The sequence below is a fragment of the Bacillus sp. FDAARGOS_527 genome (assembly GCF_003812125.1).
Lineage (GTDB): Bacteria > Bacillota > Bacilli > Bacillales > Bacillaceae_G > Bacillus_A > Bacillus_A paranthracis.
In genome coordinates this window covers 3,237,118-3,263,759 of the sequence record NZ_CP033795.1, presented here as the reverse complement: position 1 = coordinate 3,263,759, position 26,642 = coordinate 3,237,118, and the positions used below count along the sequence as shown (strand labels likewise).

The window sequence follows — 26,642 nt, the reverse complement described above, 5'->3', positions numbered from 1 at the left end:
GAAAACCTCCACTGATTAAAGTTTCACTTTATTTTCCAGTCACATAATCGTAAACGATATCCTCAACTGCCTCGTATACATCAATTTTAGTATTTGAATGAATAATCGTTTGAATATGTTTAACAAGCAGTTCCTGATCCTCATTTGACATAGGATTACATTGATATTGCTGAAAACTTTTTATAATCATTTTCTCAATTAATTTTTCATTCATGTTTTCCCCGCCTATATGTACGTATGTATTGTTTTATTGTACTTGAAGTGAAATAAAAAAACTACTATACACTATTTATGTATAAAAATTCTGTTGTGTATATTATTTTTCTAGTAAAATTAAGTTTTTTAAGTTCGTAAAATTAATAAATATTTAATTGACTCTATAAATATACAATATTATAATCATACTTAATTTAAAGAATCGATATGAGGAGGAGCATATGAAGGTCGCGATTATTGGAGCAACTGGGTATGGAGGTATTGAGTTAATTCGGTTATTAGAACAACATCCATATTTTTCGATAGCATCTCTCCATTCTTTTTCACAAGTTGGCGAGTGTATAACAAATGTATATCCGCATTTTCAAAATGTTCTTGTTCATACGTTACAAGAAATTGATGCGGAGGAAATAGTGAAAGAAGCAGAAATTGTATTTTTGGCAACCCCGGCAGGAGTATCAGCAGAGCTAACTCCAAAATTATTAGCAGTAGGTTTAAAAGTAATTGACCTATCTGGAGACTTTCGTATGAAAGATCCTTTCATATATGAACAGTGGTACAAAAGGGCAGCTGCAAAAGAAGAAATTCTTAGTAAAGCTGTATATGGGCTAAGTGAATGGAAAAGGTCCGAGGTTCAAAATGCAAATTTAATTGCAAATCCGGGATGTTTTGCTACAGCTGCATTATTAGCGACATTGCCATTAGTTCGTAGCGGCATAATTGAAGAAGATTCGATTATTATTGATGCGAAATCAGGAGTATCTGGAGCAGGAAAAACGCCAACAACGATGACTCACTTTCCTGAGTTATACGATAACTTGCGTATTTATAAAGTAAATGAGCATCAACACGTTCCTGAGATTGAGCAAATGCTTGCGGAGTGGAATAGGGAAACGAAGCCAATCACGTTTAGTACACATTTAATACCGATATCACGGGGGATTATGGTTACACTTTATGCGAAAGTAAAACGAGAAATGGAAATAGAACAACTTCAAAAATTATATGAAGAAACGTATGAACAATCGCCTTTCATTCGAATTCGTCTGCAAGGAGAGTTTCCAAGTCCGAAAGAAGTGAGGGGCTCAAATTATTGTGATATGGGGATAGCTTACGATGAAAGAACAGGAAGAGTGACAGTCGTTTCTGTTATAGACAATATGATGAAAGGTGCGGCTGGGCAAGCAATTCAAAATGCAAACATAATAGCGGGACTAGAAGAAACAACAGGTTTACAACATATGCCGCTTTATCTATAAGGGGGGACATGATGATTAAAGTAGCGTCTATTACAAAAGTAGAAAATGGTTCGATTGTAACTCCAAAAGGTTTCTCGGCCATTGGCAATGCAATTGGTTTGAAAAAGGAGAAAAAGGATTTAGGGGCAATCATTTGTGATATACCAGCATCATGTGCTGCTGTTTATACAACAAATCAAATACAAGCAGCTCCCTTGCAAGTAACGAAGGATAGTATAACGACTGAGGGGAAATTACAAGCTATTATCGTCAATAGTGGAAATGCAAATGCTTGTACGGGAATGAAAGGATTACAAGATGCTTATGAGATGCGTGCATTAGGGGCGAAACATTTTGGAATGAAAGACAATTACGTTGCAGTAGCTTCAACAGGTGTAATTGGTGTTCCGCTGCCGATGGATATAATCCGAAATGGGATTGCTACTCTTATCCCGGCGAAGGAAGAAAGGGAAGCTCATTCTTTTTCTGAAGCGATCTTAACGACGGATCTTATAACGAAAGAAACTTGCTATGAAATGGTGATTGATGGGAAGAAAGTGCTGATTGCTGGTGTTGCGAAAGGTTCAGGGATGATTCATCCAAATATGGCAACGATGCTAAGTTTTATTACGACAGACGCTCATATAGAGCATGACGTATTACAAACAGCATTATCACAAATCACGAATCATACATTCAATCAAATTACGGTGGATGGCGATACTTCTACGAATGATATGGTCATCGTTATGGCAAGTGGATTATCAGAAACGAAACCAATTGATATGGAACATGCAGATTGGGAAACTTTCATATTTGCTTTACAGAAGGTATGTGAAGATTTAGCGAAAAAAATTGCACAAGATGGTGAAGGCGCTACGAAGTTAATAGAAGTAAATGTGTTAGGAGCTCGAACGAATGAAGAGGCAAAAAAAATTGCAAAGCAAATAGTCGGTTCGAGTCTTGTGAAAACAGCAATACATGGTGAAGATCCAAACTGGGGGCGAATTATTAGTAGCATTGGACAAAGTGAAGTCACGATTAACCCAAATACAATTGATATTACTCTTCAATCTATTGCGGTGCTGAAAAATAGTGAACCTCAAATGTTTTCTGAAGAGGAAATGAAAATGAGGTTACAAGAACATGAAATTATGATTGATGTGTATTTACATTTAGGAGAAGAGACCGGATCAGCTTGGGGCTGTGACTTAAGCTATGAATATGTGAAAATAAACGCTTGTTATCGTACATAAGGAGAGGGAAGATGAGTGATTATATTGTAGTGAAATGCGGCGGTAGTATGTTGGATCAATTAAATGATCTGTTTTTTGATTGCATAAAGAAATTGCAACAGAAGTATAAAGTAGTGATTGTCCATGGCGGTGGCCCAGAAATTGATGCCCAATTAAAAGATTGTAACATCAACGCAGAAAAAAGAGATGGATTACGAGTAACACCAAAAGAAGTTATGGATGTTGTTCAAATGGTGTTATGTGGAAGTACGAATAAAAAACTTGTAATGAATTTACAAAAGCATAATTTACGAGCGGTAGGTTGTTCAGGATGTGACGGCAATCTACTTCAAGTTCAACCTGTCAGTGAGGAGATAGGATATGTGGGAGAAGTAAGGTATGTCGAAACGGCCTTACTAAAAGGATTAATAAATATGAATTATATTCCTGTTATTGCTCCGGTCGGCATAAATGATAATGAGATTTATAACATAAATGCAGATACCGCCGCAGCTGGAATTGCGGCCGCGTTATCTGCAAAAGAACTCATTTTTATTACAGATGTAGATGGGGTATTGCATGAAGGAAAGTTAGTAAAGAAAACCGACGAATTTGAGATTGTTAATTTTATAGAAAACGGTGTTATTACCGGTGGGATGATTCCGAAAGTACAGGCAGCACTAGCATCATTAAAAATGGGAGTGCAAAAGGTTAGTATCGTAAATGGGACGAAGGATTTTACCGAGGTTACAGGTGAGTGTATCGGAACGACGGTAACGAGGGGTGTGAGTATTGCATGACAAGTCATCTTTTTCAAACGTATGGGAGAAGAAAGATTGAGTTTGTAAAGGGAAAAGGAACGAAAGTCATTGATAATAACAGTAAGCAATATTTAGATTTCACATCAGGAATCGGTGTATGTAATTTAGGACATTGTCATTCTACTGTTATGAAAGCTGTACAAGAGCAACTGCATGAAATATGGCATATATCTAACCTGTTTACAAACAGCTTACAAGAAGAAGTCGCGTCATTATTAACAGAAAACATAGCATTAGATTATGTGTTCTTCTGTAATAGCGGGGCAGAGGCGAATGAAGCTGCTTTGAAGCTAGCCCGTAAGCATACTGAAAAATCTCTCGTCGTAACATGCGAGCAATCTTTTCACGGTAGAACATTCGGAACGATGAGTGCGACGGGACAAAATAAAGTGAAAGAAGGATTTGGTCCGCTCCTTCCATCTTTTTTACATACACCATTTAACGATATAAAGGCATTAGAGGAAGTAATGAATGAAGAAGTTGCGGCAGTAATGATAGAAGTTGTTCAAGGAGAAGGAGGAGTCATACCTGCTGATCTACCTTTTTTGAAAGCGATTGAAACATTATGCAATAAGTTCGGTTCCTTATTTATTATAGACGAAGTACAAACAGGGATCGGAAGAACAGGGACATTATTTGCTTACGAACAAATGGGAATAAATCCTCATATCGTTACTACCGCTAAGGCGCTTGGAAACGGGATTCCTGTCGGAGCGATGATTGGCCGGAAAGAACTTGGAATATCGTTTCCTGCAGGGTCACATGGTTCAACGTTTGGTGGAAATTATATTGCAATGGCTGCGGCGAAAGAAGTATTGCAAATAACTAAGAAACCATCGTTTTTAAAAGAAGTAAAGGAAAAGGGCGAGTACGTATTACAGAAGTTGCAAGAGGAATTACGACATGTCGAATGTATTCAAAATATACGTGGTAAAGGGCTTATGGTTGGAATTGAATGTACGCATGAAGTTGCAAGTTTTATAGAACAACTAGAAGAAGAAGGACTTCTCGTATTACAAGCAGGACCTAATGTTATAAGACTATTACCGCCACTTATTGTAACGAATGAAGAACTAGAACAGGCAGTATATATGATAAAAAAAGTAGTTTGTACAAAAAATGTATCAATCATATAAGGGGGAATTTTCATGTCAACTGTACAAGTACCGAAATTAAATACGAAAGACCTTTTAACACTAGAAGAATTAACGAAAGAAGAAATTATTTCTTTAATTGAGTTCGCAATATATTTAAAAAAGAATAAGCAAGAGCCTTTACTGCAAGGCAAAATATTAGGTCTTATCTTTGATAAACATTCAACTCGTACTCGTGTATCTTTTGAAGCAGGAATGGTACAGCTCGGGGGACATGGTATGTTTTTAAGTGGAAAAGAGATGCAAATGGGAAGAGGAGAAACTGTTTCAGATACTGCGAAAGTATTATCGCAGTATATTGACGGGATTATGATACGTACATTCTCACATGCGGATGTAGAAGAGCTTGCAAAAGAATCGAGCATACCTGTTATTAATGGATTAACGGATGACCATCATCCTTGTCAAGCATTGGCAGACTTAATGACAATATACGAAGAAACAAATACATTTAAAGGAATAAAATTGGCTTACGTAGGTGATGGAAATAATGTATGTCATTCATTGTTGTTAGCGAGTGCAAAAGTTGGAATGCATATGACTGTTGCAACGCCTATAGGGTATGAACCGAATGAAGAGATTGTAAAAAAAGCGTTAGCGATTGCCAAGGAAACAGGAGCTGAAATTGAAATTTTGCATAACCCTGAATTAGCGGTGAATGAAGCAGATTTCATTTATACTGACGTTTGGATGAGCATGGGGCAAGAGGGCGAAGAAGAGAAATATACGTTGTTTCAACCATACCAAATCAATAATGAACTTGTTAAGCATGCGAAGCAAACATATCGCTTCTTACACTGTTTACCTGCCCATCGTGAAGAAGAAGTAACAGGCGAAATTATAGATGGGCCAAAATCTATCGTATTTGAGCAAGCCGGTAATCGATTGCATGCGCAAAAAGCATTATTAGTAAGTTTATTTAAAAATGTAGAAGAGCTTTCCTAAATGATGTACACCTCCAGTTGTGAGACACAAATAACAATTGGAGGTGTATTTTTTTTATTGAAATGTCATATGTATATTTAGTTAACCATTTCGATATCATCTATAATAAAAGAGAAAATGAAATTTGTTTTTCGAAGTGTGTAAGGGCATACTAGGTATAAAAATATAGTTAAAGAGATGATGAGAGTGAAAACAACTAAGAAAACATATTCGTTTTTTCAGCGGATGTGGAGAATATTAAAGTTTCAATATTATAAGTTGCTTCGATCACCAGAAGGAGCGAAGAAAGTATCGTTAGGTTTTGCGATTGGTTTTGGTTTAGAGATGTTGGTTATATATACAGCATCGCTCGTCTATTTAATATTTTATCCAATCGTCAGGTTAGCAAAGGGATCTTTTCCTGCCGCGGTGATTGGCAATATTATTGGAAAAATATCGTTTCTCCCAGTAGTTTTATTTCCGCTTGCGTATGCGCTAGGGAAAATGATTTATCCATTTCATGTGCAAAAAATACATCATGAACCCTTTACAATATCGGACTTGTTTTCAAGTCACATTTTTACGATATTAAAGAGCTTATTACAGAGTGAAGTGTATGTATTAATTGGAATGACGATTTTAGGGGTTGTGTTTGGTGTAGTTTCATATTTCGTTGTGCATTATTTATATGAAAAGAACCGTAAGTTACGTTTGAAGAACAGAAAGAAAAGAGTGAGAGAACCACTCATGCAAATATAAAGAGTGTCACACTCATTTTCTCCTTTGAATATGTTTAAGAAAAAGGAGGAGAGAATGAATGTATTATTATTACGTACCGCAAGTATATCCATATGTAAATTATTATCCGGTTTATGATACGAGTAGGCAATATGAATTATATCGACAACAACAACTACCGCAAATACCATCGCAACAACCTACGCAAGATCAAAAACCATATTTAACGACATGGCCATATTCAAATGTATACTATGGCAATTATTACGAATCATAAAGCTGCTTCTATTTAGAAGCAGCTTTATACGTTTGTTTTCAAAATTAAATTTTGAATGGTTTGAAGAGAGTGAATGAGTTTTTCACGTTCTTCCTCAGATAACGTTTGGAAATTTTCTTTTAATTTGTCTAAAATGAATTGTTGATACTGATTTACTAACAATTTCCCTTCAGCTGTCAGGGAAATTAAAATGACCCGTCGATCTTTTTCGCTATAATGACGCTCTATTAGTTCTTCTTGGATCAGTTTGTTTAATAGAGGTGTCATGTTAGGCCGTGAAATCGCTAGCCGCTTGCCGATTTCGGAAACTGCTAATGTGCCATTTTCATGCAGAAGCAGTAATACTTGTGTATGTGATGGCGGCATATGTCTTTGAGAAGAAAATTCTCCAGGAAGCATAAATTTGCGATAAAAAAGAGGCACTAGCGAAAGAAGATGATCAACAATACGTTCCCACTCGCGTGATTCCATATAAAGGCCCCCTTCCACTCTCATTGTAACAAAAAAGACATGTTATAAAAATAGAATTGTTTCATGCGAATTTTAATATTTGTAGGCCAACACTTTTTTTGTAAAGGAATCGGCAATAATCGAATAGCCTTTATCATTTGGGTGTACTTGGTCAAAGAGTAAATCTTTCTTATCATTCGATATTAATTTGCGAATTGGTAAAACGATAGATGGTTGATTTGCTTTTGCAATGGAATAAACGGATTCATTCCATCCGTCTAAAAACATATCTGCATAACTTGCGATGGAGTCATCGAGTTGTAACGGGTTATAGAGTTCAGAAAGAATGAGTAAAGCATCCGGATTTTGATCTCGGACTGTCTTTACAATATTTTTTACATCCGCTTCAAAATGAGCTTTTTCTTTATTTAACATTTTAATACCGTCTATAACACCGACATCACGATTTAAGCGAAATAAATTATTTCCCCCAATGTTAATTGTAATAATATTGGCTGCTCTAATTTTTTGCTTTACATCTTCTGATTCAACCTTTTTAGCGAGACGATCTGTTGTAAGACCGTTTATCCCAAGGTTTTCTACAGTAATTGGTTTATGAATTTGTGCTTCTATTTGTTTAGAGGCTAATTCAGCAAATCCACCTTGTGTCGATCCATATCCTTTGGCGAGCGAATCACCTAGTACGAGATGATAAAAGGAATCGTTTGTTTGCTTATCAATCCAACTTGGAGTAGATGTTTTTTCTGTTTTTTCTTCGGGTTCATTTTGTTTTGTCTCATCGTTCTTTTCAAAATAAGAATAAGAAATGATTAGAAGGAGGAGACAAACAATTGTTAAGATGACTTTTTTCATAATTCATCCTCCTTGTAATTGGTAATTGTATCATATTCCGCAGTATTAACAATGTAAGGGCATATTATATGTTTATGAAAAGTTTACAATAACTTTACAGAAAATTTGTAGAAGTATGTCAAAAAATATTGACGATATGAAAGTACATTATATATGATAATGTCAGATAAGGTGAAATTTTAATTAGTAGGGCTTTATTTCCCGATGAGTAAAATCTCACCAATCGAGCGTTTAAGAGGACTACTCATTAACGCAGGATGAAATGAAAATCTTATCTCCAATAGAAGAAAAAAGGTATGTGATTAGAGACGGATTCATTTCATTATTTTTGGTAATTGTATAAGGGGGATTTTTTGTGAAAAAGTCAAAAAAAATGCTAGCTGGAGCAACTCTTGCTATTGGTGTTATAGCGCCGCAAGTATTGCCAGCAACAGCTCATGCGGATGAGCAAACTGGGGAGAGTACGGTTAACTTACGAATTCTAGAAACATCAGATATTCACGTTAACTTAATGAATTACGATTATTATCAAACGAAAACAGATAATAAGGTAGGGCTCGTGCAAACTGCAACACTTGTTAATAAAGCGCGTGAAGAAGCGAAGAACTCTGTCCTGTTTGATGATGGGGATGCATTACAAGGGACACCGCTTGGAGATTATGTAGCGAATAAAATAAATGATCCGAAGAAGCCTGTGGATCCTAGTTATACGCACCCATTATATCGTTTAATGAATTTAATGAAGTATGACGTCATCTCTCTTGGGAATCATGAATTTAACTACGGTTTAGATTATTTAAACAAAGTAATTAGTAAAACAGAATTCCCGGTTATTAACTCGAACGTCTATAAAGATGATAAAGATAATAATGAAGAGAATGATCAAAATTACTTTAAACCATATCATGTTTTTGAAAAAGAAGTAGAAGATGAATCAGGTCAAAAACAAAAAGTGAAAATTGGCGTAATGGGATTTGTTCCACCTCAAGTTATGAACTGGGATAAAGCAAATCTAGAAGGAAAAGTGAAAGCAAAAGATATAGTTGAAACAGCGAAAAAAATGGTGCCAAAAATGAAAGCAGAAGGTGCCGATGTTATCGTTGCACTAGCGCATTCAGGTGTTGATAAGAGTGGTTACAACGTTGGCATGGAAAACGCATCGTATTATTTAACAGAAGTTCCTGGTGTAGATGCGGTATTAATGGGACATTCACATACGGAAGTGAAGGACGTATTTAATGGTGTTCCAGTTGTAATGCCTGGTGTCTTTGGAAGTAACTTAGGTATTATAGATATGCAATTGAAAAAAGTAAATGGAAAATGGGAAGTACAAAAAGAGCAATCGAAGCCGCAACTTCGTCCGATTGCTGATAGTAAAGGAAATCCACTCGTACAATCTGATCAAAATTTAGTTAATGAAATTAAAGATGATCACCAAGCGACAATTGATTATGTGAATACAGCTGTAGGAAAAACGACAGCGCCAATTAATAGTTATTTCTCATTAGTACAAGATGATCCTTCTGTACAACTTGTGACAAATGCACAGAAATGGTATGTAGAAAAGTTATTTGCTGAAAATGGACAGTATAGTAAATATAAAGGAATTCCAGTTTTATCTGCAGGTGCACCATTTAAAGCAGGTGGCCGAAACGGTGCTACATATTATACGGATATTCCAGCTGGAACGTTAGCGATTAAAAACGTTGCAGATTTATATGTATATCCAAATACGTTATATGCTGTAAAGGTAAATGGGGCACAAGTAAAAGAATGGCTTGAAATGTCTGCAGGTCAGTTTAATCAAATTGATCCAAAGAAAACAGAAGAACAGCCATTAGTAAATATCGGATACCCTACATATAACTTTGATATTTTAGATGGCTTAAAATACGAAATTGATGTAACACAACCAGCGAAATACGATAAAGATGGAAAAGTTATAAATGCTAATACGAATCGTATTATAAATATGACATATGAAGGTAAGCCAGTAGCTGACAATCAAGAGTTTATCGTCGCTACAAATAACTATCGCGGAAGCAGCCAAACGTTCCCAGGCGTAAGTAAAGGGGAAGTTGTATACCAATCACAAGATGAAACACGTCAAATCATTGTGAAGTATATGCAAGAAACACCAGTTATTGATCCGGCAGCAGATAAAAATTGGGCATTTAAACCGATTGTTGCAGATAAATTACATACAACATTCGATTCTTCACCAAATGCACAAAAGTATATAAAGAAAGATGGGAACATATCATATGTTGGACCATCTGAAAATGAATTCGCTAAATATGCAATTGATATAACGAAGAAGAACGATGATGATAAGGAAACTGGTGGAGAGAATCCAACGACACCACCAACAAGTGAAGGAAATAATGGAGAAAATCCAACGACACCACCAACAAGTGAAGGAAATAATGGAGAAAATCCAACGACACCACCAACAGGTGAAGGAAATAATGGAGAAAATCCAACGACACCACCAACAGGTGAAGGTAATAATGGAGAAAATCCAACGACACCACCAACAGGTGAAGGTAATAATACAGGATCTGGACAAACTACAACGGATAATCAAAACGTAAAAGAAACAACAACTGTAAGTGAAAAGAAAGAAGAACGTGATTTACCGAAAACAGGTACAAGTGTTGTTTCTACAATTGGAGCAGGTTTGGCGTTTGTTGGAGCAGGATTCCTTCTGTTATTTAGAAGAAAGAAAGCAAATAGATAGTGGAGAAATATAAAAAGGATTACCGATTCAGGTAATCCTTTTTGATATATTATGAAAGTGTTACAGCTTTTTCCTTCTTCCATGAAAGGCCAAATCCAGTAAAGCCGACGATAATTGTTACAACTGGACAAGCTAAGCAGAAGATTGCGAATGGAACGTAATCAAAAGTTGGAACGCCAAGGACGTTCGATAAGAATACGCCACTTACTCCCCATGGTACGAGCGGGTTAATAACTGTACCTGCATCTTCTAATACACGTGATAAATTACGACGTTCTAAACCGACTTCATCATATTTATTAGCGAATGCTTGTCCTGTTAAAACGATAGATAAGTACTGCTCACCAAGTAAGAAGTTCACACCGATTGCAGTTGAAGCAGTAGAAATAATTAAGCGTGTGCTAGTTTTTACGAAGCTAGAGATGATATTCATTAGCTGCGTAATAATACCCATTCCTTGTAATAATCCTCCCATACAAAGAGCTAGGAAAATAAGAGCGATTGACATCATCATACTTTGCAGGCCACCGCGAGATAATAAGCTATCAATATCTTTCATACCCGTTTTAGAAACGTAACCGTCTTGCATAATTTTCATTAAATCAGTTAAAGAAGTACTAGGTTTAAATATAAATAGGATAATGATCCCTACTATAATTCCAGCAAGTAATGTTGGAACTGCTGGAACTTTTTTAAATGCGAATAGGAACAGTAATAAAATTGGAATAAGTGTAAAGATAGAAATCGTTGCATTTTTCTCTAATGTGCTAATGAAGTTTGTGAAGTCAACGTCTCCACTAGTACCGCTTCCTAAAATGAAAAATGCGATAAAAGCAATAATGAAAGCTGGAACTGTTGTCCAAAGCATGTTACGAATATGCTCAAATAAATCTACACCCGTTACAGCTGGCGCTAAGTTTGTTGTATCAGATAAAGGAGACATTTTATCTCCAAAGAATGCACCAGAAATAATTGCACCAGCGATTAGAGCTGGATCGTATCCGAGCGCACTACCCATGCCCATAAAGGCAAGTCCTACAGTTGCGGCAGTTGTAAAGGCACTACCGATACTTGTTCCAACAATTGCACAAACTACAAAAACAGTTGGAATGAAAATTTTTGGAGATACAAGCTGGAAGCCGTATACCATTAAAGTTGGAATTGTTCCAGCAGCGATCCAAACACTAATTAATACGCCTACAAGTAAGAATATAAAAATAGATGGAATACCAGCTGAAATACTACTTATCATTCCTTTTTCCATCGTAGACCAATCAATTTTTTTCATAAATCCAAATGCTAATAAAAGAACGATGCCAAATAAAATCGGGATGTGTGGTGAAACTTCTAATTTGATAACACTAAAGCCAATGCAGAAAAAGATAAAAAATGTTAAAAGAACAGATTCAATTTTTGAAACCATTGTTTTCCCCTCCTAAGTAATCTAAAATAGCTCTTTTTTATATAAAATTCGCCAATATTGTTTATTTCCTTCTAAAATTTAGAATTTTGTGACAAATTACCGGTAATAGTTGATTCTTCAATATGATACGGAAATGATTGGATAAAAAAACGTCCCTGCATATAATTATGCAGGGACGAAGAAATCGCGGTACCACCCTAGCTTGTGAAATGAATGTATCACAAAATAAAGGGTCGTATGATATGCGCTAATAAAATAAAAACGCCCCTGCAACATATGCAGGGACGAAAAGTTCGCGGTACCACCCTAAATTGTGAAACAGTGTCGTTTCACCACTCTTTAGATATAACGGTCTATAACCGTCTTTCACTACTCCTTACGTTTCGCAAAAGAAGCTCCAGGGGGTAATTCATAATTCGCTCTGTACTGGTTCGCACCGACCACCAGCTCTCTGAAAGCAGAAATCGAAATACTACTAAATCCTATCAATGCCGATTCATATGATGTTAGTTAAATTTTTATCATATATTCGTCTCACATGTCAATAAAAATATTCAATGATTTTTTAGGGAAATAAAGGAGAACGATTTTAATCCTATGAAAATGTGCGTTATAATGAATTTGAAAGGGGAGGAAAAAGTGAAGAAAAAAATAATTCTTTTTACCACTTTACTAGTCATTGGCGGAAGTGCTGGCATTTACACAGCTTTTGCAGCTGAATCAGAGCAGGCGAAGCAAAAGCAAATACAGCAGTTAGAAGTGAAGAAAGCGAAAGAAGCTGAAGAGAAGAAGTCGATGGAAAAGGCAGCTGATAAACTAGGGGTTTCTACGGAAGGAAAAACAAAAGAAGAGGTTGCGAAAGAAGTAAATACCGCAAGATTTGAGAAGCGCCATGATCTATTGATTGAACATGCAAAACAACTTGGAATTGAAACAGAAGGAAAAAAAGACGAAGAGATTATTTTAGAAATCGGAAAGATACAACATGGAAAGTAGAACAACTTATCTTATGATAAGTTGTTCTTTTTTAAGAACTACTTGATTTAAAAATAATTGACAGTCATTTAGTTTTAATGTTAACTATATTTATAAACTAGTTAACATTAGGGGTGACAATTGTGACTTTTAGTAAGAGTACGACTGACAAACCATCATATACATATGAAGAGTTATCGGAGAAAAATAAAGCCTATGTATGGCATCCATTTACACAAATGAAGGATTATTTAGAAGAAGATCCTGTCATTATTGAACGGGGAGAGGGAAGAAAGCTATACGATGTAAATGGAAATGAATATTGGGACGGTGTTTCGTCTATTTGGTTAAATGTTCATGGACATCAAGTGCCAGAACTAGATGAGGCAATTCGTGAGCAATTAAATAAAATTTCCCATTCTACTATGTTAGGGCTTGCTAACGTTCCATCTATTTTATTAGCCGAAAAAATAATTGAAGTTGTACCAGAAGGTTTGAAGAAAGTGTTTTATTCAGACTCCGGTTCTAGCGCTGTTGAAATTGCAATTAAGATGGCCTTTCAATATTGGCAGCATAAAGGAAAACCGAAGAAACAAAGATTTGTTACATTAAAAGAAGCGTATCATGGTGACACAATTGGAGCTGTTTCAGTGGGAGCAATAGACTTGTTTCACCAAGTGTATAGTTCGCTTTTATTTGAAGCAATTAAAATGCCTTATCCATATACATATCGTTCTCCTTATGGGAATAATAAGGAGGAAATTGTAAAAAAACATTTAGAAGAAATGGAAGAGCTGCTGAAAGATAAACATGAAGAGATTGCGGCGATTATTGTAGAACCTTTAATGCAAGGTGCTGGCGGTATGATTACAATGCCAAAAGGATACTTAAAAGGGCTACGTAATTTATGTACAAAATATAATGTTCTATTTATTACAGACGAGGTAGCGACTGGATTTGGGCGTACTGGAAAAATGTTTGCATGTGAACATGAAAATGTAACACCGGATATTTTGACAGCCGGAAAAGGTTTAACAGGCGGATATTTACCAGTTGCAATTACTGTAACGACAGATGAAATTTATAATGCCTTTTTAGGAGGCTATGAAGAACAAAAAACATTTTTCCACGGACATAGTTATACAGGGAATCCGTTAGGGTGTGCGGTAGCAATTGCAAATCTAGAACTATACGAGAAAACAAATTTAATAGAAGAGGTGGCACGTAAAACAGAATATGTGGCGACGCAATTAGAAGACCTCTTTGCATATAAACATGTAGGGGACATTCGTCAATGCGGGTTAATGGTTGGAATTGAACTTGTGAAGAATAAGGAAACGAAAGAAGCGTTTGAATGGACAGAGAGAGTCGGTGTTCAAGTATGTAAACGCTCAAGAGAACTAGGTATGATTTTGCGCCCGCTCGGTAATACGATTGTATTTATGCCCCCTCTTGCTTCTACAATTGATGAGATTGATGATATGTTACGTATTTTGTATAAAGCAATCTCGGATGTTACGGAGGGAGAATAATGAGTGGCTTTTTTATAACAGCAACGGATACTGAAGTGGGGAAAACTGTAGTCGCCGGTGCATTAGCAGGTGTATTTAGAGAACTGGGATATAACATCGGGGTATATAAACCGTTGCAAAGTGGACATGTTGCATCAAATCCAGAAGGAGATGCAGCAAGGCTAAAGGCATTAGCAGGTGTACCGACAAAAGAAGATGAAATTTGCCCTTACTCTATTGAAGAGCCGCTTGCCCCGAGACTTGCCATGAAAAGAGCCGGAAGGACAGTAACGTTAAAAGACATTATTCATCACTATAATGAACGATTGAAAGATTTTAATAGTCTACTTGTAGAAGGAGCAGGTGGATTAGCTGTTCCATATACAGAGGACGCTTTAGTAATTGATTTCGCAAAAGAATTACAACTTCCACTTATTGTAGTAGCACGCCCTACATTAGGAACAGTAAATCATACAGTTTTAACGATTGCTTACGCAAAGGCATATGGTTTAACAGTAGCAGGTGTCATTTTATCTGGCTGCAAAGAATGCGAAATGGAAAGAGTGCAAGAAAATAAAGAAATGATTGAAGAGCTAAGTGGGGTACCGGTTTTAGGTTTATTACCATTCTTTGCAGGTGAGTTTACAAGAGAAGAAGTCTTGGAATCTGCTAAAGAATATATAATGATTTCAAAATTAGAGGAGCTTATCCGAAATGAATCAAACGTGGCGCACACATCTTCAATCTAAATTGCAACAATTACATGAGCGAGAGCAGTATCGTAATTTGCATGTAACAGAACAAGCAGAAGAGACATGGCTTATTCGAGATGAGAAAAGGATGCTAAATTTAGCGTCAAATAATTATTTAGGGTTAGCTGGAGATGAAAGGTTAAAAGAAGCTGCTATCGCATGTACAAGAAAATATGGGACTGGGGCGACAGCATCAAGGCTCGTGGTAGGAAACTATTCACTGTATGAAGAGGTTGAGAGAAGTATATGCGATTGGAAAGGCACTGAAAAAGCCTTAGTTGTGAATAGTGGATATACCGCAAATATTGGAGTGATCTCTTCATTAGTGAGTCGTCACGATATTGTGTTTAGTGACAAATTAAATCACGCAAGCATTGTTGATGGAATTATATTAAGTGGGGCAGAGCATAAAAGGTATGGTCATAATGATTTGGATCATTTAGAGAAGTTATTAAAAACAGCGTCACCTGAAAAGCGGAAATTAATCGTAACAGATACTGTTTTTAGTATGGATGGTGATACTGCGTATTTGAGGGAGTTAGTAGAGCTGAAAGAGAAATACGGGGCAATTCTTATAGTTGATGAAGCACATGCGAGTGGAATATATGGAATTGGCGGAGCTGGATTATCTCATATAGAAGATCTTGCTCAAAAAATAGATATACATATGGGGACGTTTAGTAAGGCTTTAGGGTGTTATGGTGCGTATTTGACAGGCGATGCAATTTATATAGAGTATTTACACAATATGATGAGAAGTTTTATTTTTACTACTGCATTACCGCCAGGAACATTAGGAGCAGTGCAAAAAGCAATTGAAATTGTACAAGAAGATCATAAGAGAAGAGAAAACCTTATAGCAAATGGGGAATACTTCAGAAGCAAATTACGAGACGCCGGATTTAATATAGGGAATAGTTCAACTCATATTGTACCGATTGTAGTCGGTTCAAATGAAAATGCTTTACGGTTTAGCAAAAGGTTACAAGAGGCAGGTATTGCAGCTATTGCAATTCGTCCGCCAACTGTACCGATCAATAGTTCTCGAATTCGCTTTGCAGTTACATCTCAACATACAATAGCTGATTTAAAATGGGCTATTGACCGAATTATCCACATTGCGAAAGAAGAGGAGCTTTTCGTATGAAAGAGCTGAAGATTATTTTTATCCCTGGATGGGGAATGGAAGAAAATATTTGGGATTTAGTACTTCCGCATTTAAAAGAATATCCTGTTCAATGTATTGATTGGCGTAATGTGAAAGAACAAAGTGAGTTTGCGGATCGGATTATAGATGTAGCACAGGATGACAATGTAATTTTAGTTGGATGGTCACTAGGAGCGTTAGCGGCAATTCAAGCTTATAAAAAAATTAAGGCAAAGGGTATCGTGCTAATTGGTGGTACTGCTAAATTTACAAATACAAGTGACTATAGTAGTGGATGGAATACTTTGCATGTAGAACGGCTGAAAAGAAATTTGGAGAGAAGGAAAGAAGATACGCTCAAGCGGTTCTATGAAAATATGTTTACGAAAGATGAGTTGAAAGAGAATAAAAGTTTTGAAGACATCGTAAAACATTTTAAAGGTGATTCTATGCAGTCTTTACAATTCGGTTTGGATTATTTAATAGAAACAGATATGAGAGCAGCATTGAAAGAAATTAACGTCCCTATACTACTTATTCACGGAGAGCGGGATGTAATATGCCCATTGTCTGCAGCATGTAGTATGGCTGAGAATGAAACTGCCACACTCAAGGTAGTAAGTGAGGCTGGACATGCATTATGCGTAACGAATTTCGAATATTGCGCAAATGAAATCATTCAATTTGTAGAGGGGATACGACATGATCAACAAAACGTTACTACAAAAACGATTTAACGTGGCAGCTGTATCCTACGATCAATATGCAAATGTACAAAAAAAGATGGCGCATTCATTACTTTCTACATTGAATCGGCGATATAGTGCAAATTCATCGATACGTATTTTAGAACTTGGATGCGGGACAGGATATGTTACAGAGCAATTATCAAACTTATTTCCGAAAGCACAAATTACAGCTATTGATTTTGCTGAAAGTATGATTGCAGTTGCGAGAACTAGACAAAATGTAAACAATGTAACATTTTATTGTGAGGATATCGAAAGATTACGACTAGAAGAAACGTATGATGTCATTATTTCAAATGCCACATTTCAATGGCTAAATGATTTAAAACAAGTGATAAGAAATTTATTTCGTCATTTATCTATAGAGGGGATATTACTCTTTTCAACATTTGGACAGGAAACATTTCAAGAATTGCATGCTTCGTTCCAGCGGGCGAAAGAAGAAAAAAATATACAAAATGAAACATCGATTGGGCAACGTTTTTATTCGAAAAATCAGTTGCGCCATATATGTGAGATAGAAACAGGGGATGTACATGTTTCTGAAACGTGTTACATAGAGAGATTTACAGAAGTTAGGGAGTTTCTACATTCTATTCGTAAAGTAGGAGCGACCAATAGTAATGAAGAATCATATTGTCAAAGTCCCTCACTCTTTCGTGCGATGCTTCGCATATACGAAAGAGACTTCACGGGAAATGAAGGGATAATGGCAACGTATCATGCTTTATTTGTGCATATAACAAAAGAGGGGAAGAGATGAAATGAAACAAGTACAAACAAAAAGGGATTGGAAAAAACTTGCATACGACGTCGTAGAAGAGAAAGTGATTACGAAAGAAGATGCAATAGCGATATTAGAGGCTGACGATACAGAGATTTTAGAAATTATGAATGCTGCGTATATCATTCGCCACCATCACTTTGGTAAGAAAGTAAAATTAAATATGATTATTAATACGAAGTCTGGATTATGCCCTGAAGATTGCGGGTATTGTTCACAGTCTATTATCTCAGAAGCACCGATTGATAAATATGCATGGCTAACGCAGGAAAAGATTGTAGAAGGAGCGCACGAAGCAATTCGCCGTAAAGCGGGTACGTATTGTATTGTGGCATCTGGTCGTCGTCCGACTGATAAAGAGGTAAATCACGTAATTGGAGCAGTTAAAGAGATTCGTGAAACGACAGACTTGAAGATTTGTTGTTGTTTAGGGTTCTTAAACGAAGATCAAGCAGGACGTTTAGCCGAAGCGGGTGTACATCGTTATAACCACAACTTAAATACACATGCGAATAATTACGAAAGCATTTGCTCTACTCATACGTATGACGATCGTGTTGATACAGTTCAAAAAGCGAAACAAGCGGGTATTTCACCATGTTCAGGAGCGATCTTTGGAATGGGGGAGACAATAGAAGAGCGTGCTGAAATTGCATTCGAATTACAACGTATAGATGCCGATTCAATTCCATGTAATTTCCTTGTTGCTGTAAAGGGTACGCCCCTTGAAGGACAAAAAGAGTTAACACCAGTAGAATGTTTAAAAGTACTGGCGATGATGCGCTTTGTAAACCCAACGAAAGAAATTCGTATTTCAGGAGGGCGTGAAATCAATTTACGTTCTGTACAGCCAATCGGTTTATTTGCAGCAAACTCTATTTTTGTTGGAGACTACTTAACGACAGCTGGACAAGAACCGACTGCAGACTGGGGTATGATTGAAGATTTAGGATTTGAGATTGAGGAATGTGCATTATAAGATAGAAAAAAGCAAACTTATAAAAGAGTTTGCTTTTTTGTAAATAAAATGTAATAAATAATTGTGAACGCTTGATACTATTGGCTTTTGAGCGAAAAAAAGAATTTTGGTGGACGAATTTTCCAAGCCCCAATTGTACATAGTAAATATGTAATTTACATTGGGTTGGAGGATTTTACATGCACAAATATATATTAGCGATTATGACTTGTCTCATTTTACTAAAAGCGATAAGCGCTGATCCAGTTAAGGCCGCCGAAAATCCTGAACAAAAAGAGATGCAACAACGAATTGAACAACATTTTCGAACGAAAGCTGAACATTTTGGATTGAAAACAGAAGGGAAAGATTTAAAGGAAGTACGAAAAGAAATTACTATTATAGAAGAAGCGAAGAAAAGAGAGAATGTATGGAAAACAGCACAGACGCTTCGTATACAAACAGAAGGAAAGACAATGGATGAATTAATAAAAGATGTACGGAGAAAAGTGAAGAAATAAAAAAAGAGGCCGCAGCCTCTTTTTTTATGCCCATTGTTTTGATAAGTGAGCCATTTCAATTGCAGCGACGGCGGATTCATAGCCTTTATTACCAGCTTTCGTGCCCGCGCGTTCAATCGCTTGCTCGATCGTTTCAGTCGTCAATACACCGAAAATAACGGGGATGTCTGTTTGTAGTGATAAAGATGCAACACCTTTTGCTACTTCATTACAAACGTAATCGTAATGTGTTGTAGCACCGCGAATGACAGTGCCTAACGTAATAACAGCATCATATTTCCCGCTATTCGCCATCTTTTTAGCGATTAAAGGAATTTCAAATGCACCAGGAACCCAGGCAACATCGATATCAGCTTCTTCTACACCGTGACGCTTTAATCCGTCTAAAGCGCCGCCAAGTAATTTACTTGTAATAAATTCATTAAAACGTCCAACAACAACCCCAACTTTTAATTCTGTACCAACTAAATGACCTTCGAATACCATAATAAATCTCTCCTTTAATTATAAGTTTAGTAAATGTCCTAATTTGTTTACTTTCGTTTGTAAATACGTTTTATTCTCTTCTTTTGCTGGCATTTGTAACGGTACACGCTCGATTACTTCTAAATCGTAACCTTGTAAGCCAGCAATTTTTCTTGGGTTATTCGTTAATAATCGTAAATGTTGTAAACCTAAATCTTTTAATATTTGAGCGCCAATACCATAATCCCGCAAATCAGCAGGGAAGCCAAGCTTTTCATTTGCTTCTACAGTATCGAATCCTTCTTCTTGTAACTTATAAGCGCGAAGCTTATTCAGAAGCCCAATGCCTCGTCCTTCTTGTCTCATATAAAGAAGAACGCCCTTTCCTTCACGCTCAATTTGAGCAAGTGCAGCATGGAGTTGTGGTCCGCAATCACATCGGCACGAGCCAAATACATCTCCTGTTAAGCACTCTGAATGAACGCGTACAAGTACAGGATCTCCTGTTGAAATATCACCTTTTACGAGTGCGATATGCTCTTTCGAATCTAAGGAATTAGAATAGCCAATTGCATGGAAAGTACCGAAATCTGTAGGTAATGTAATTTCCACTTCTCGCGTCACTAATGTTTCATGGTGGCGGCGATAAGCAATTAAATCTTCTATTGTAATCATTTTTATATCAAATTGTTTTGCGCACTGTAGTAAATCAGGTACCCGTGCCATCGTACCGTCCTCATTAATAATTTCACAAATGACGCCAGCTGGTTCTGCTCCGCAGAGCTGTGCTAAATCGACAGCAGCTTCTGTATGACCAGCCCGGCGCAAGACACCACCTTCTTTCGCAATTAATGGAAAGATATGTCCGGGACGATTGAAATCAGCACCTTTTGATGCAGGATTTAACATTTCTCGTATCGTAGTTGCACGTTCGTGGGCACTAATCCCAGTTGTTGTAGAAACATGATCAATGCTCACTGTAAATGCAGTATGATGCGAATCTGTATTATGAGCTACCATTGGTTCTAATTGTAGACGTTCTGCGTACCCTTCTGTAATTGGTACACAAACGAGACCACGTCCATGTGTAATCATAAAGTTAATTGTTTCTGGCGTAATATACTCTGCTAAAGCGATAAAATCGCCTTCATTTTCACGGTTTTCATCATCACATACGATCACGACTTTTCCTTGTTTTAAATCTTCTAGAGCTTCTTCAATACGATGAAACATAATGCTTCCCCCTTATAGAAATCCGTTTTCTTGTAAAAAGCTTTCGGTCATTGAACCTGTTCGTTTTACTGGTTTAGAAATAAAGCGTTCGATATATTTACCAATCATGTCACACTCAATGTTTACGATGTCACCGGCATTCTTTTCTCCGATAACAGATTCACTTACTGTGTGCGGGATGAGTGAAATTGTAATGGAAGATTCGTCTATATCAAATATTGTTAAACTCGTTCCATCAACAGCAACGGACCCTTTATGCAAACAATAGCGTAGCAATTCATCAGAAATAGCTATTTTGTAATAGACGGCATTATAGTGTTGTTTTTTGTTTAATATCGTTCCGATGCCATCGATATGTCCTGAAACGAAATGTCCACCGAATCGTCCGTTTGCAGCCATTGCACGTTCTAAATTTACTTTGCATTGCGGTTTAAGCATGCGAAGTGATGTTGATTGCATCGTTTCAGGCATTGCGTCTACTGTGAATGAAGTTGTTGTGAAACTCGTTACAGTCAAGCAAATACCGTTAACCGCGATGCTATCACCTAAGTGAACATCTGATAAAATTTTATTGGCATGAATCGTTAACTTCATCGCTTCGCCGCTTTGTTGCATGTTTGCAATCGTTCCTAATTCTTCTACAATTCCTGTAAACATTCCATCACCTCACTTCGGGCATGCGCAACAATTTTTATGTCATCGCCAACTTGTTTCATCTCTTGAATTTCCAAGGAAAGTGCATCTTGTAATGTTGAAAAACCATTGCCGCCAAATAAAGTAGGGGCATTTTTTCCACCAATTAATTTTGGGCTTATATAAGTTACAATTTCATTGAAATACTTTGTTTGTAAGAAACTTGCATGAACGGTTTGACCACCTTCGACGAAAAGAGAAAGAATTTGTTTTTCGCCGAGTAGGTGTAAAACATCCTGTATTTCAATCTGTTTCGTTTTCATTTGGAATATAGCTATATTTTCAGATTCATAAGAAGCTATTTTCTCTGGATTTACATCCTTACCAACTATAATCCATGTCGGTGCTAAACTATCTGTTATGACATGAGAAGATGGTGGCGTTCGTAAATGGGTATCTAAAATAACGCGTATAGGATTTTGCCCTCCGTTAGGAATTCTTGTTGTTAAATGCGGATTATCAGCTATAACTGTATTCACTCCAACAAGAATTGCATCGTGTGTGTGACGATATTGATGAACATCAGCTCGTGCATCTTCACTTGTAATCCACTTACTTTCACCGGTTACGGTTGCTGTTTTTCCGTCTAAGCTCATCGCTGTTTTTATTGTTACAAATGGACGTTTCGTTTTCATGTAGTGAAAAAAGTAGCGATTTAATAAAACTGCTTCTTCTTCCAGAACACCAGTAGTTACTTCGATGCCAGCTTCCTCTAATCTTTTTTTTCCATTACCAGAAACGAGAGGATTGCAATCAAGAGTAGCAATTACAACCCGTTTGACTTCTTTTTTGATGAGCAATTCACAGCAAGGTGGTGTTTTTCCAAAATGGCTACACGGTTCAAGTGTTACATACACGGTGGCTCCTTTTGCTTTGTCACCAGCCATATGAAGAGCATGAACTTCTGCGTGTTCTTCACCAGCACGTAAATGAGCCCCCATACCGACGATGTTTCCGTCTTTTACAACAACAGCACCAACCATAGGATTTGGACTTGTTTGCCCAGATGTTCCTTCTGCTAATTGCAGAGCAATCCTCATATATTCTTGATCTGTCATTTTCTTCACCTCTCCTAAAAAAATCAAAAAACCCCAAGGATTTCAATATCCTTGGGGTTTGGGAGACGTGATTTCTAGAAATATAGTTCGAATACGAAAGTATAGGAAAGAAACCTAACGATGATTAATATTTTGGCATAAGGAAGAAACCTAGCAAAAATATCAAATTTTTCAAACGCTAGTCGTATCTTTTTATTTCAGCATAGAAAGATAAGTATACAAAATAAAACATATATATAGATTTGAATTGAATCTATAAAAATATGCATACTGAAATAAAAGTGTATTCGCTATATAAAATTACTAGAAAACATATCCTTCTCCCATCCAGACTATACTGTCGGCCCTAGAGTTTCACTAGATCCACCGTTTTCGAGTTGAAAACGGGTCACGGACTTAGAAGTTTGCACTTCATCACCGCCGGTTGGGAATTTCACCCGACCCCGAAGGATGCTGTTTGCTCAAATTATAGCACAAAAAAAATAAAAGGCTAGTAAAAAGTATTCGAATGTGAAGAATTGTGTGAAAATATATGTAGGCTGAGATGGAGACAAAAGTATTAGAAATGTTGTAAGGATAAGGGATATAACGGAGTTGCTAAAAAGAAAAAACATGCACAAAAAAATGTGCATGTCACATGTAAAATTATTCTGCCTCTGGTGCTCTAACAACAGATTCGAATTTACCTTTATGCGAAGCATCGCAATAAGGCATATTTTTTGATAAACCACAACGGCATAAAGAAAATGCCGGTTTTGCTGGGAATACATTCCCTTGTGAATCAACTAATTCCACGTCCCCTGTAACGCGAAAAGAGCCATTATCATTTACTTTAATTTGTACTTTAGCCAACGCTATCCCTCCTTCCCAAACGCTTAATTTCATCATATAATCAAGAGAAGTACTTGACAATATGAAAAGAGCACTTTCTTTGGAAGAGAAGAGAGTGTTATAATGTTTTTTATAACTGACTAGAGTAAGGTGACGAAAGATGGATAAACAATTACGTACATTACGAAATATTGCAAATGAGCGCACGTGGGCTTCATTTTTGAATGATAATCATCCATATAGTTTGTTACACTGGTCCATTGCTGGTGTAGGACAAGAGTCAAAGGATGTTTGGTTACTGCAAGATGAGGTAACATTTCAAACGACAGAATTTCCAACGCTAGATGATGCAATAAAGTGGATTTCTGAAAATATGGAACAAGTTACAGACGTTTTAGCGCAATAAAAAAACAGGCTTATGCAAGCCTGTTTTTTGTTTCTTTTACATATGAGTTTAAAAATTGATCAACGGCTGCTTCATACTCTTCTTTATTTTCGTTATAAGAGCAAGCGTGTGCGCCGTGTTCTGCAATATAAAGTTGTTTATTGTTTTCCTTCGCTTCATAGAGCGCTTTCGTCATATCAGCTAAAATATAATCATCATCTTTACTATGAATAAAGAGGACGGGATTGTTAATGTTTTTTATACAATCGATTGGTGAAACTTCACGAATCGTATAACCGTCACGCACTTTTAAGAAAGCATTTGCTAAAGGTAATAAAGGCCATTTCGGTAAATGGAATTCAACCTTTAAACGATGTTGTAATTGTCCGTAGAAATCAGAAAAAGGACAATCTGCAATATAGAAATCAGCACCATCTTCTACAAGTCCTGCGTACTGAAGAAGTGTTGCAGCTCCCATCGATTCACCATGAATACCGAGTGTTATATTTGTTCCAAAACGACTTTTTAGCCAGTCAACTACAGATTTTAAATCATGCTTTTCATAGTATCCATAGCTTGTCGTTTTTCCCCCAGTCTTACCATGACGACGATGATCATAAATAACGACATTATATCCTCTGTTTAAAAATAACCTTGCATATTTTATAGAGTTCATTTTATTTACAGTTACGCCGTGACAGAAAATCATAAACTTATTGGAATGACCAGCAGGAATGTAATATCCGTGAAGATCATATCCGAATTGCGAAGGAATATGAATTTCTTCTTTATGAAGAGCTTCAAAATCCTCTATACGAAAATGTTTTTTCGTTTCTCTTTCGAGTATTTCTTCCTCTGTTTTTTTCTTTAAGTACATCACCTTATTTGTAAAGAAAATCCCAAGGGCAGTTATCGCACCTAGTATAGTAAACAATGCTGCAAAAAAACGTTTCATACTTTACCTCATCCTCCAAATACCGTTACATGTGATACACTTATATTGTATCACAAGGATAGAAAAGGGGAGAAATAGGAAATGGTGCATATACAAAAAATTACGCCAGCGATGAAAGAAACAATCCGAATGTTCATGTGTGAGAACTGGGGGAGTTCATTGATGGTTTCACGTGGTAAGGGACATCAGTTAGAAGAGTTGCCAGGATTTGTTGCGCTCTCAGAAGACAGAATAATCGGAATTATAACGTATGAAGTAATCGGAAATATGTGCGAAATTGTATCGTTAGATAGCTTTGAAGAAAGAAAAGGAATAGGGACAAAACTTGTAGATTGTGTATTACGAGTTGCAGAAGAAGAACGGTGCAGGCAGGTTTGGCTTATAACAACAAATGATAATATGAATGCGTTACGTTTTTACCAAAAACGTAATTTTTTGATGACGAATTTATATGTAAATGCGGTGGAAGAGGCACGAAAAATAAAGAAAGAAATTCCGCGCATTGGGTATGATAATATCCCGATTTTACATGAAATTCAATTAGAATATAGTTTAGTGTAATGATGTAACAATTTTCAGAAATATAAATTATTAACCTTGACGAATATTGTAATTTAGGTTACCGTAAAATTGTAATCTATTACCATATTAAGGGGTGACGATGTGGCAACTATACGTGATGTTGCAAAATTGGCAGGTGTTTCAGTCGCAACCGTTTCACGAGTTATAAATGAAAAAGGATACGTTCATGAGGACACAGTAAAACAAGTAAAGGAAGCAATTGAGGAATTACGTTATAGGCCAAATAGTGCAGCAAAGCCACTATTTAAAGAGAATTCAACGATAATTGCATTACTTGTAGATAATCTATATGACCCATCAAACATCACTTTGCTACATTGTATTGAGGAAATAGCGTATAAAGAAGGATATCAAATTATTGTTTGTAATATAGAGAATAAAGATAGATACATACATATGTTGAAGGAAAATAACGTTGCAGGTGTTATTTTGACAAGATCCGTTTTTAAAAGTATAGGAGAAATCCCACTTCCGTTTGTTGTGATTGATGAAAAAAAATCTCATGCAAATTATTATGAAAGTGGCCAAAGAGCGGTCTCTTTATTAAAAGAAAAAGGTTGTCACTTTCTTGCTTATTTCGGTGAGGGCGAAGATAGTGAAGAAATGGAAGAGTACATATCAGGATTTTTAGACGTTGTTTGGGAGGAAGGAATCTCTTATCGAGAAGAATGTGTACAAGGGTATACGAATAAACAGTTTGTTACATTATTGCAAACTTATCCGTATATAGATGGAATTGTAACTTCAAGTGATAAGATTACCTTTGAGTTAATTCGAGCAGCAAAAAAATTAAATATCCGTATACCGGATAAATTGAAAATTATTGGACTGAACGGGAGTATAGACAGTGAGTGGGCAGGTCCGTCATTTATGCAAATGGAAAGTTGTATCGAAGAAAATGGGAAAATAGCATTGCAACAATTAAAGGGAAAAATAAAAAAGTAAAAGGTGCGT

Annotated in this window: 29 protein-coding genes, 1 riboswitch and 1 other annotated feature; of the genes, 19 read left to right on the top strand and 10 right to left on the bottom strand. The window is 36.5% G+C overall.

Annotated elements, in window-relative coordinates; translation table 11 throughout:
• Positions 1–28: 28 nt before the first annotated feature.
• On the bottom strand, positions 29–214 hold the full coding sequence (locus tag EGX95_RS19465) for a YqzH family protein (RefSeq protein ID WP_001003209.1): 186 nt from the start codon (positions 212–214) through the stop codon (positions 29–31).
• Between the two features lie 223 nt (positions 215–437).
• Between EGX95_RS19465 and argC the strand changes: the two genes are divergently transcribed.
• From argC to EGX95_RS19430, 7 genes are all read left to right on the top strand, one after another.
• Complete coding sequence (gene argC, locus EGX95_RS19460; RefSeq protein WP_000861218.1) at positions 438–1,475, top strand: N-acetyl-gamma-glutamyl-phosphate reductase; 1,038 nt, start codon at positions 438–440, stop codon at positions 1,473–1,475.
• Positions 1,476–1,486: 11 nt separating this feature from the next.
• Complete coding sequence (gene argJ / locus EGX95_RS19455) at positions 1,487–2,710, top strand: bifunctional glutamate N-acetyltransferase/amino-acid acetyltransferase ArgJ (protein ID WP_000598417.1); 1,224 nt, start codon at positions 1,487–1,489, stop codon at positions 2,708–2,710.
• A gap of 11 nt (positions 2,711–2,721) precedes the next feature.
• A complete protein-coding gene (argB, locus tag EGX95_RS19450; protein WP_001286775.1) occupies positions 2,722–3,489 on the top strand; it encodes an acetylglutamate kinase in 768 nt (255 codons plus the stop codon).
• The gene (locus tag EGX95_RS19445; protein ID WP_000200514.1) at positions 3,486–4,646 is read left to right on the top strand and encodes an acetylornithine transaminase; all 1,161 of its coding nucleotides are present in this window, start codon (positions 3,486–3,488) and stop codon (positions 4,644–4,646) included. The genes argB and EGX95_RS19445 overlap by 4 nt, the downstream gene beginning before the upstream one ends.
• A 12-nt stretch (positions 4,647–4,658) precedes the next feature.
• The gene (gene argF / locus EGX95_RS19440) at positions 4,659–5,609 is read left to right on the top strand and encodes an ornithine carbamoyltransferase (protein WP_000108858.1); all 951 of its coding nucleotides are present in this window, start codon (positions 4,659–4,661) and stop codon (positions 5,607–5,609) included.
• 177 nt (positions 5,610–5,786) lie between these two features.
• Entirely contained in the window at positions 5,787–6,347 is a 561-nt protein-coding gene (locus tag EGX95_RS19435) for a DUF2062 domain-containing protein (protein WP_002028428.1), read from the top strand.
• A 58-nt stretch (positions 6,348–6,405) separates the two neighbouring features.
• Positions 6,406–6,603 carry a hypothetical protein gene (locus EGX95_RS19430; RefSeq protein WP_000291952.1) on the top strand — a complete coding sequence of 66 codons (198 nt, stop codon included), beginning with the start codon at positions 6,406–6,408 and terminating at the stop codon, positions 6,601–6,603.
• A 24-nt stretch (positions 6,604–6,627) separates the two neighbouring features.
• Here the strand turns inward: EGX95_RS19430 and EGX95_RS19425 are convergent, their stop codons facing one another.
• Together EGX95_RS19425 and EGX95_RS19420 are read right to left on the bottom strand one after the other, a co-directional pair.
• Positions 6,628–7,074 (bottom strand): MarR family winged helix-turn-helix transcriptional regulator, encoded by a 447-nt coding sequence (locus EGX95_RS19425; protein WP_000445819.1) that lies wholly within the window; start codon positions 7,072–7,074, stop codon positions 6,628–6,630.
• A 72-nt stretch (positions 7,075–7,146) separates the two neighbouring features.
• The gene (locus EGX95_RS19420; RefSeq protein ID WP_000755836.1) at positions 7,147–7,926 is read right to left on the bottom strand and encodes a GDSL-type esterase/lipase family protein; all 780 of its coding nucleotides are present in this window, start codon (positions 7,924–7,926) and stop codon (positions 7,147–7,149) included.
• 355 nt (positions 7,927–8,281) lie between these two features.
• Here EGX95_RS19420 and cpdB point away from each other — a divergent pair, with 355 nt between their 5' ends.
• Positions 8,282–10,666, top strand: coding sequence for a bifunctional 2',3'-cyclic-nucleotide 2'-phosphodiesterase/3'-nucleotidase (gene cpdB / locus EGX95_RS19415; RefSeq protein ID WP_000748614.1), 2,385 nt, complete (start codon positions 8,282–8,284; stop codon positions 10,664–10,666).
• A gap of 49 nt (positions 10,667–10,715) precedes the next feature.
• On the opposite strand, the gene nhaC is transcribed toward cpdB, so the two are convergent.
• Positions 10,716–12,089, bottom strand: coding sequence for a Na+/H+ antiporter NhaC (gene nhaC / locus EGX95_RS19410; protein WP_000253715.1), 1,374 nt, complete (start codon positions 12,087–12,089; stop codon positions 10,716–10,718).
• Between the two features lie 277 nt (positions 12,090–12,366).
• Positions 12,367–12,587 (bottom strand) — a binding site (T-box leader).
• A gap of 141 nt (positions 12,588–12,728) precedes the next feature.
• Between nhaC and EGX95_RS19405 the strand changes: the two genes are divergently transcribed.
• The 8 genes from EGX95_RS19405 (at position 12,729) to EGX95_RS19370 (ending at position 19,486) form a co-directional block, all read left to right on the top strand.
• On the top strand, positions 12,729–13,085 hold the full coding sequence (locus tag EGX95_RS19405; protein WP_000726889.1) for a hypothetical protein: 357 nt from the start codon (positions 12,729–12,731) through the stop codon (positions 13,083–13,085).
• Positions 13,086–13,207: 122 nt separating this feature from the next.
• Positions 13,208–14,596 carry an adenosylmethionine--8-amino-7-oxononanoate transaminase gene (bioA, locus tag EGX95_RS19400; protein ID WP_000144318.1) on the top strand — a complete coding sequence of 463 codons (1,389 nt, stop codon included), beginning with the start codon at positions 13,208–13,210 and terminating at the stop codon, positions 14,594–14,596.
• Positions 14,596–15,324, top strand: a complete 729-nt coding sequence (bioD, locus tag EGX95_RS19395; protein ID WP_000012486.1) for an ATP-dependent dethiobiotin synthetase BioD — start codon at positions 14,596–14,598, stop codon at positions 15,322–15,324. The genes bioA and bioD overlap by 1 nt, the downstream gene beginning before the upstream one ends.
• Positions 15,290–16,474 (top strand): 8-amino-7-oxononanoate synthase, encoded by a 1,185-nt coding sequence (bioF, locus tag EGX95_RS19390; RefSeq protein ID WP_001077307.1) that lies wholly within the window; start codon positions 15,290–15,292, stop codon positions 16,472–16,474. Before bioD ends, bioF begins: the two co-directional genes overlap by 35 nt.
• Positions 16,471–17,211, top strand: a complete 741-nt coding sequence (locus tag EGX95_RS19385) for an alpha/beta fold hydrolase (RefSeq protein WP_000661284.1) — start codon at positions 16,471–16,473, stop codon at positions 17,209–17,211. Before bioF ends, EGX95_RS19385 begins: the two co-directional genes overlap by 4 nt.
• Positions 17,177–17,986 (top strand): malonyl-ACP O-methyltransferase BioC, encoded by an 810-nt coding sequence (gene bioC, locus EGX95_RS19380; protein ID WP_000608933.1) that lies wholly within the window; start codon positions 17,177–17,179, stop codon positions 17,984–17,986. The genes EGX95_RS19385 and bioC overlap by 35 nt, the downstream gene beginning before the upstream one ends.
• Position 17,987: 1 nt before the next feature.
• Positions 17,988–18,986: a biotin synthase gene (bioB, locus tag EGX95_RS19375; RefSeq protein WP_000815866.1), complete on the top strand. Its 999-nt coding sequence runs from the start codon at positions 17,988–17,990 to the stop codon at positions 18,984–18,986.
• 179 nt (positions 18,987–19,165) lie between these two features.
• On the top strand, positions 19,166–19,486 hold the full coding sequence (locus EGX95_RS19370; protein WP_000549777.1) for a hypothetical protein: 321 nt from the start codon (positions 19,166–19,168) through the stop codon (positions 19,484–19,486).
• Between the two features lie 24 nt (positions 19,487–19,510).
• Here EGX95_RS19370 and ribH read toward each other — a convergent pair whose 3' ends face one another.
• The 5 genes from ribH to EGX95_RS19345 form a co-directional block, all read right to left on the bottom strand.
• Positions 19,511–19,972 carry a 6,7-dimethyl-8-ribityllumazine synthase gene (ribH, locus tag EGX95_RS19365; RefSeq protein WP_000230887.1) on the bottom strand — a complete coding sequence of 154 codons (462 nt, stop codon included), beginning with the start codon at positions 19,970–19,972 and terminating at the stop codon, positions 19,511–19,513.
• Between the two features lie 18 nt (positions 19,973–19,990).
• Positions 19,991–21,184, bottom strand: coding sequence for a bifunctional 3,4-dihydroxy-2-butanone 4-phosphate synthase/GTP cyclohydrolase II (gene ribBA / locus EGX95_RS19360; protein ID WP_000468997.1), 1,194 nt, complete (start codon positions 21,182–21,184; stop codon positions 19,991–19,993).
• 12 nt (positions 21,185–21,196) lie between these two features.
• Positions 21,197–21,841: a riboflavin synthase subunit alpha gene (gene ribE / locus EGX95_RS19355; RefSeq protein ID WP_000493918.1), complete on the bottom strand. Its 645-nt coding sequence runs from the start codon at positions 21,839–21,841 to the stop codon at positions 21,197–21,199.
• Entirely contained in the window at positions 21,823–22,935 is a 1,113-nt protein-coding gene (gene ribD / locus EGX95_RS19350; protein WP_000131974.1) for a bifunctional diaminohydroxyphosphoribosylaminopyrimidine deaminase/5-amino-6-(5-phosphoribosylamino)uracil reductase RibD, read from the bottom strand. Before ribD ends, ribE begins: the two co-directional genes overlap by 19 nt.
• Positions 22,936–23,246: 311 nt before the next feature.
• Positions 23,247–23,390, bottom strand: a riboswitch (FMN riboswitch).
• Between the two features lie 190 nt (positions 23,391–23,580).
• A complete protein-coding gene (locus tag EGX95_RS19345; protein ID WP_001151582.1) occupies positions 23,581–23,787 on the bottom strand; it encodes a CDGSH iron-sulfur domain-containing protein in 207 nt (68 codons plus the stop codon).
• A 139-nt stretch (positions 23,788–23,926) separates the two neighbouring features.
• Here EGX95_RS19345 and EGX95_RS19340 point away from each other — a divergent pair, with 139 nt between their 5' ends.
• Positions 23,927–24,172: a YqkC family protein gene (locus EGX95_RS19340; RefSeq protein WP_000360809.1), complete on the top strand. Its 246-nt coding sequence runs from the start codon at positions 23,927–23,929 to the stop codon at positions 24,170–24,172.
• 10 nt (positions 24,173–24,182) lie between these two features.
• On the opposite strand, the gene EGX95_RS19335 is transcribed toward EGX95_RS19340, so the two are convergent.
• On the bottom strand, positions 24,183–25,106 hold the full coding sequence (locus EGX95_RS19335; RefSeq protein WP_000819217.1) for an alpha/beta hydrolase: 924 nt from the start codon (positions 25,104–25,106) through the stop codon (positions 24,183–24,185).
• Positions 25,107–25,187: 81 nt separating this feature from the next.
• Between EGX95_RS19335 and EGX95_RS19330 the strand changes: the two genes are divergently transcribed.
• Together EGX95_RS19330 and EGX95_RS19325 are read left to right on the top strand one after the other, a co-directional pair.
• The gene (locus tag EGX95_RS19330; RefSeq protein WP_000233412.1) at positions 25,188–25,667 is read left to right on the top strand and encodes a GNAT family N-acetyltransferase; all 480 of its coding nucleotides are present in this window, start codon (positions 25,188–25,190) and stop codon (positions 25,665–25,667) included.
• A gap of 102 nt (positions 25,668–25,769) precedes the next feature.
• Complete coding sequence (locus tag EGX95_RS19325; RefSeq protein ID WP_000201357.1) at positions 25,770–26,633, top strand: LacI family DNA-binding transcriptional regulator; 864 nt, start codon at positions 25,770–25,772, stop codon at positions 26,631–26,633.
• The last annotated feature ends 9 nt before the right edge of the window (positions 26,634–26,642 follow it).

Coding starts and splice junctions, on each gene's coding strand:
- ribH (WP_000230887.1), bottom strand. CDS start 19,972: ATGGTATTCGAAGGTCATTTAGTTGGTACAGAATTAAAAGTTGGGGTT.
- argB (WP_001286775.1), top strand. CDS start 2,722: ATGAGTGATTATATTGTAGTGAAATGCGGCGGTAGTATGTTGGATCAA.
- EGX95_RS19370 (WP_000549777.1), top strand. CDS start 19,166: ATGCACAAATATATATTAGCGATTATGACTTGTCTCATTTTACTAAAA.
- ribBA (WP_000468997.1), bottom strand. CDS start 21,184: ATGTTTCATCGTATTGAAGAAGCTCTAGAAGATTTAAAACAAGGAAAA.
- EGX95_RS19465 (WP_001003209.1), bottom strand. CDS start 214: ATGAATGAAAAATTAATTGAGAAAATGATTATAAAAAGTTTTCAGCAA.
- bioB (WP_000815866.1), top strand. CDS start 17,988: ATGAAACAAGTACAAACAAAAAGGGATTGGAAAAAACTTGCATACGAC.
- argF (WP_000108858.1), top strand. CDS start 4,659: ATGTCAACTGTACAAGTACCGAAATTAAATACGAAAGACCTTTTAACA.
- EGX95_RS19425 (WP_000445819.1), bottom strand. CDS start 7,074: ATGGAATCACGCGAGTGGGAACGTATTGTTGATCATCTTCTTTCGCTA.
- ribE (WP_000493918.1), bottom strand. CDS start 21,841: ATGTTTACAGGAATTGTAGAAGAATTAGGAACGATTGCAAACATGCAA.
- EGX95_RS19420 (WP_000755836.1), bottom strand. CDS start 7,926: ATGAAAAAAGTCATCTTAACAATTGTTTGTCTCCTCCTTCTAATCATT.
- argJ (WP_000598417.1), top strand. CDS start 1,487: ATGATTAAAGTAGCGTCTATTACAAAAGTAGAAAATGGTTCGATTGTA.
- bioD (WP_000012486.1), top strand. CDS start 14,596: ATGAGTGGCTTTTTTATAACAGCAACGGATACTGAAGTGGGGAAAACT.
- argC (WP_000861218.1), top strand. CDS start 438: ATGAAGGTCGCGATTATTGGAGCAACTGGGTATGGAGGTATTGAGTTA.
- EGX95_RS19335 (WP_000819217.1), bottom strand. CDS start 25,106: ATGAAACGTTTTTTTGCAGCATTGTTTACTATACTAGGTGCGATAACT.
- EGX95_RS19435 (WP_002028428.1), top strand. CDS start 5,787: ATGATGAGAGTGAAAACAACTAAGAAAACATATTCGTTTTTTCAGCGG.
- EGX95_RS19340 (WP_000360809.1), top strand. CDS start 23,927: ATGGATAAACAATTACGTACATTACGAAATATTGCAAATGAGCGCACG.
- EGX95_RS19385 (WP_000661284.1), top strand. CDS start 16,471: ATGAAAGAGCTGAAGATTATTTTTATCCCTGGATGGGGAATGGAAGAA.
- EGX95_RS19430 (WP_000291952.1), top strand. CDS start 6,406: ATGTATTATTATTACGTACCGCAAGTATATCCATATGTAAATTATTAT.
- bioC (WP_000608933.1), top strand. CDS start 17,177: ATGATCAACAAAACGTTACTACAAAAACGATTTAACGTGGCAGCTGTA.
- nhaC (WP_000253715.1), bottom strand. CDS start 12,089: ATGGTTTCAAAAATTGAATCTGTTCTTTTAACATTTTTTATCTTTTTC.
- ribD (WP_000131974.1), bottom strand. CDS start 22,935: ATGACAGATCAAGAATATATGAGGATTGCTCTGCAATTAGCAGAAGGA.
- EGX95_RS19330 (WP_000233412.1), top strand. CDS start 25,188: ATGGTGCATATACAAAAAATTACGCCAGCGATGAAAGAAACAATCCGA.
- EGX95_RS19445 (WP_000200514.1), top strand. CDS start 3,486: ATGACAAGTCATCTTTTTCAAACGTATGGGAGAAGAAAGATTGAGTTT.
- bioF (WP_001077307.1), top strand. CDS start 15,290: ATGAATCAAACGTGGCGCACACATCTTCAATCTAAATTGCAACAATTA.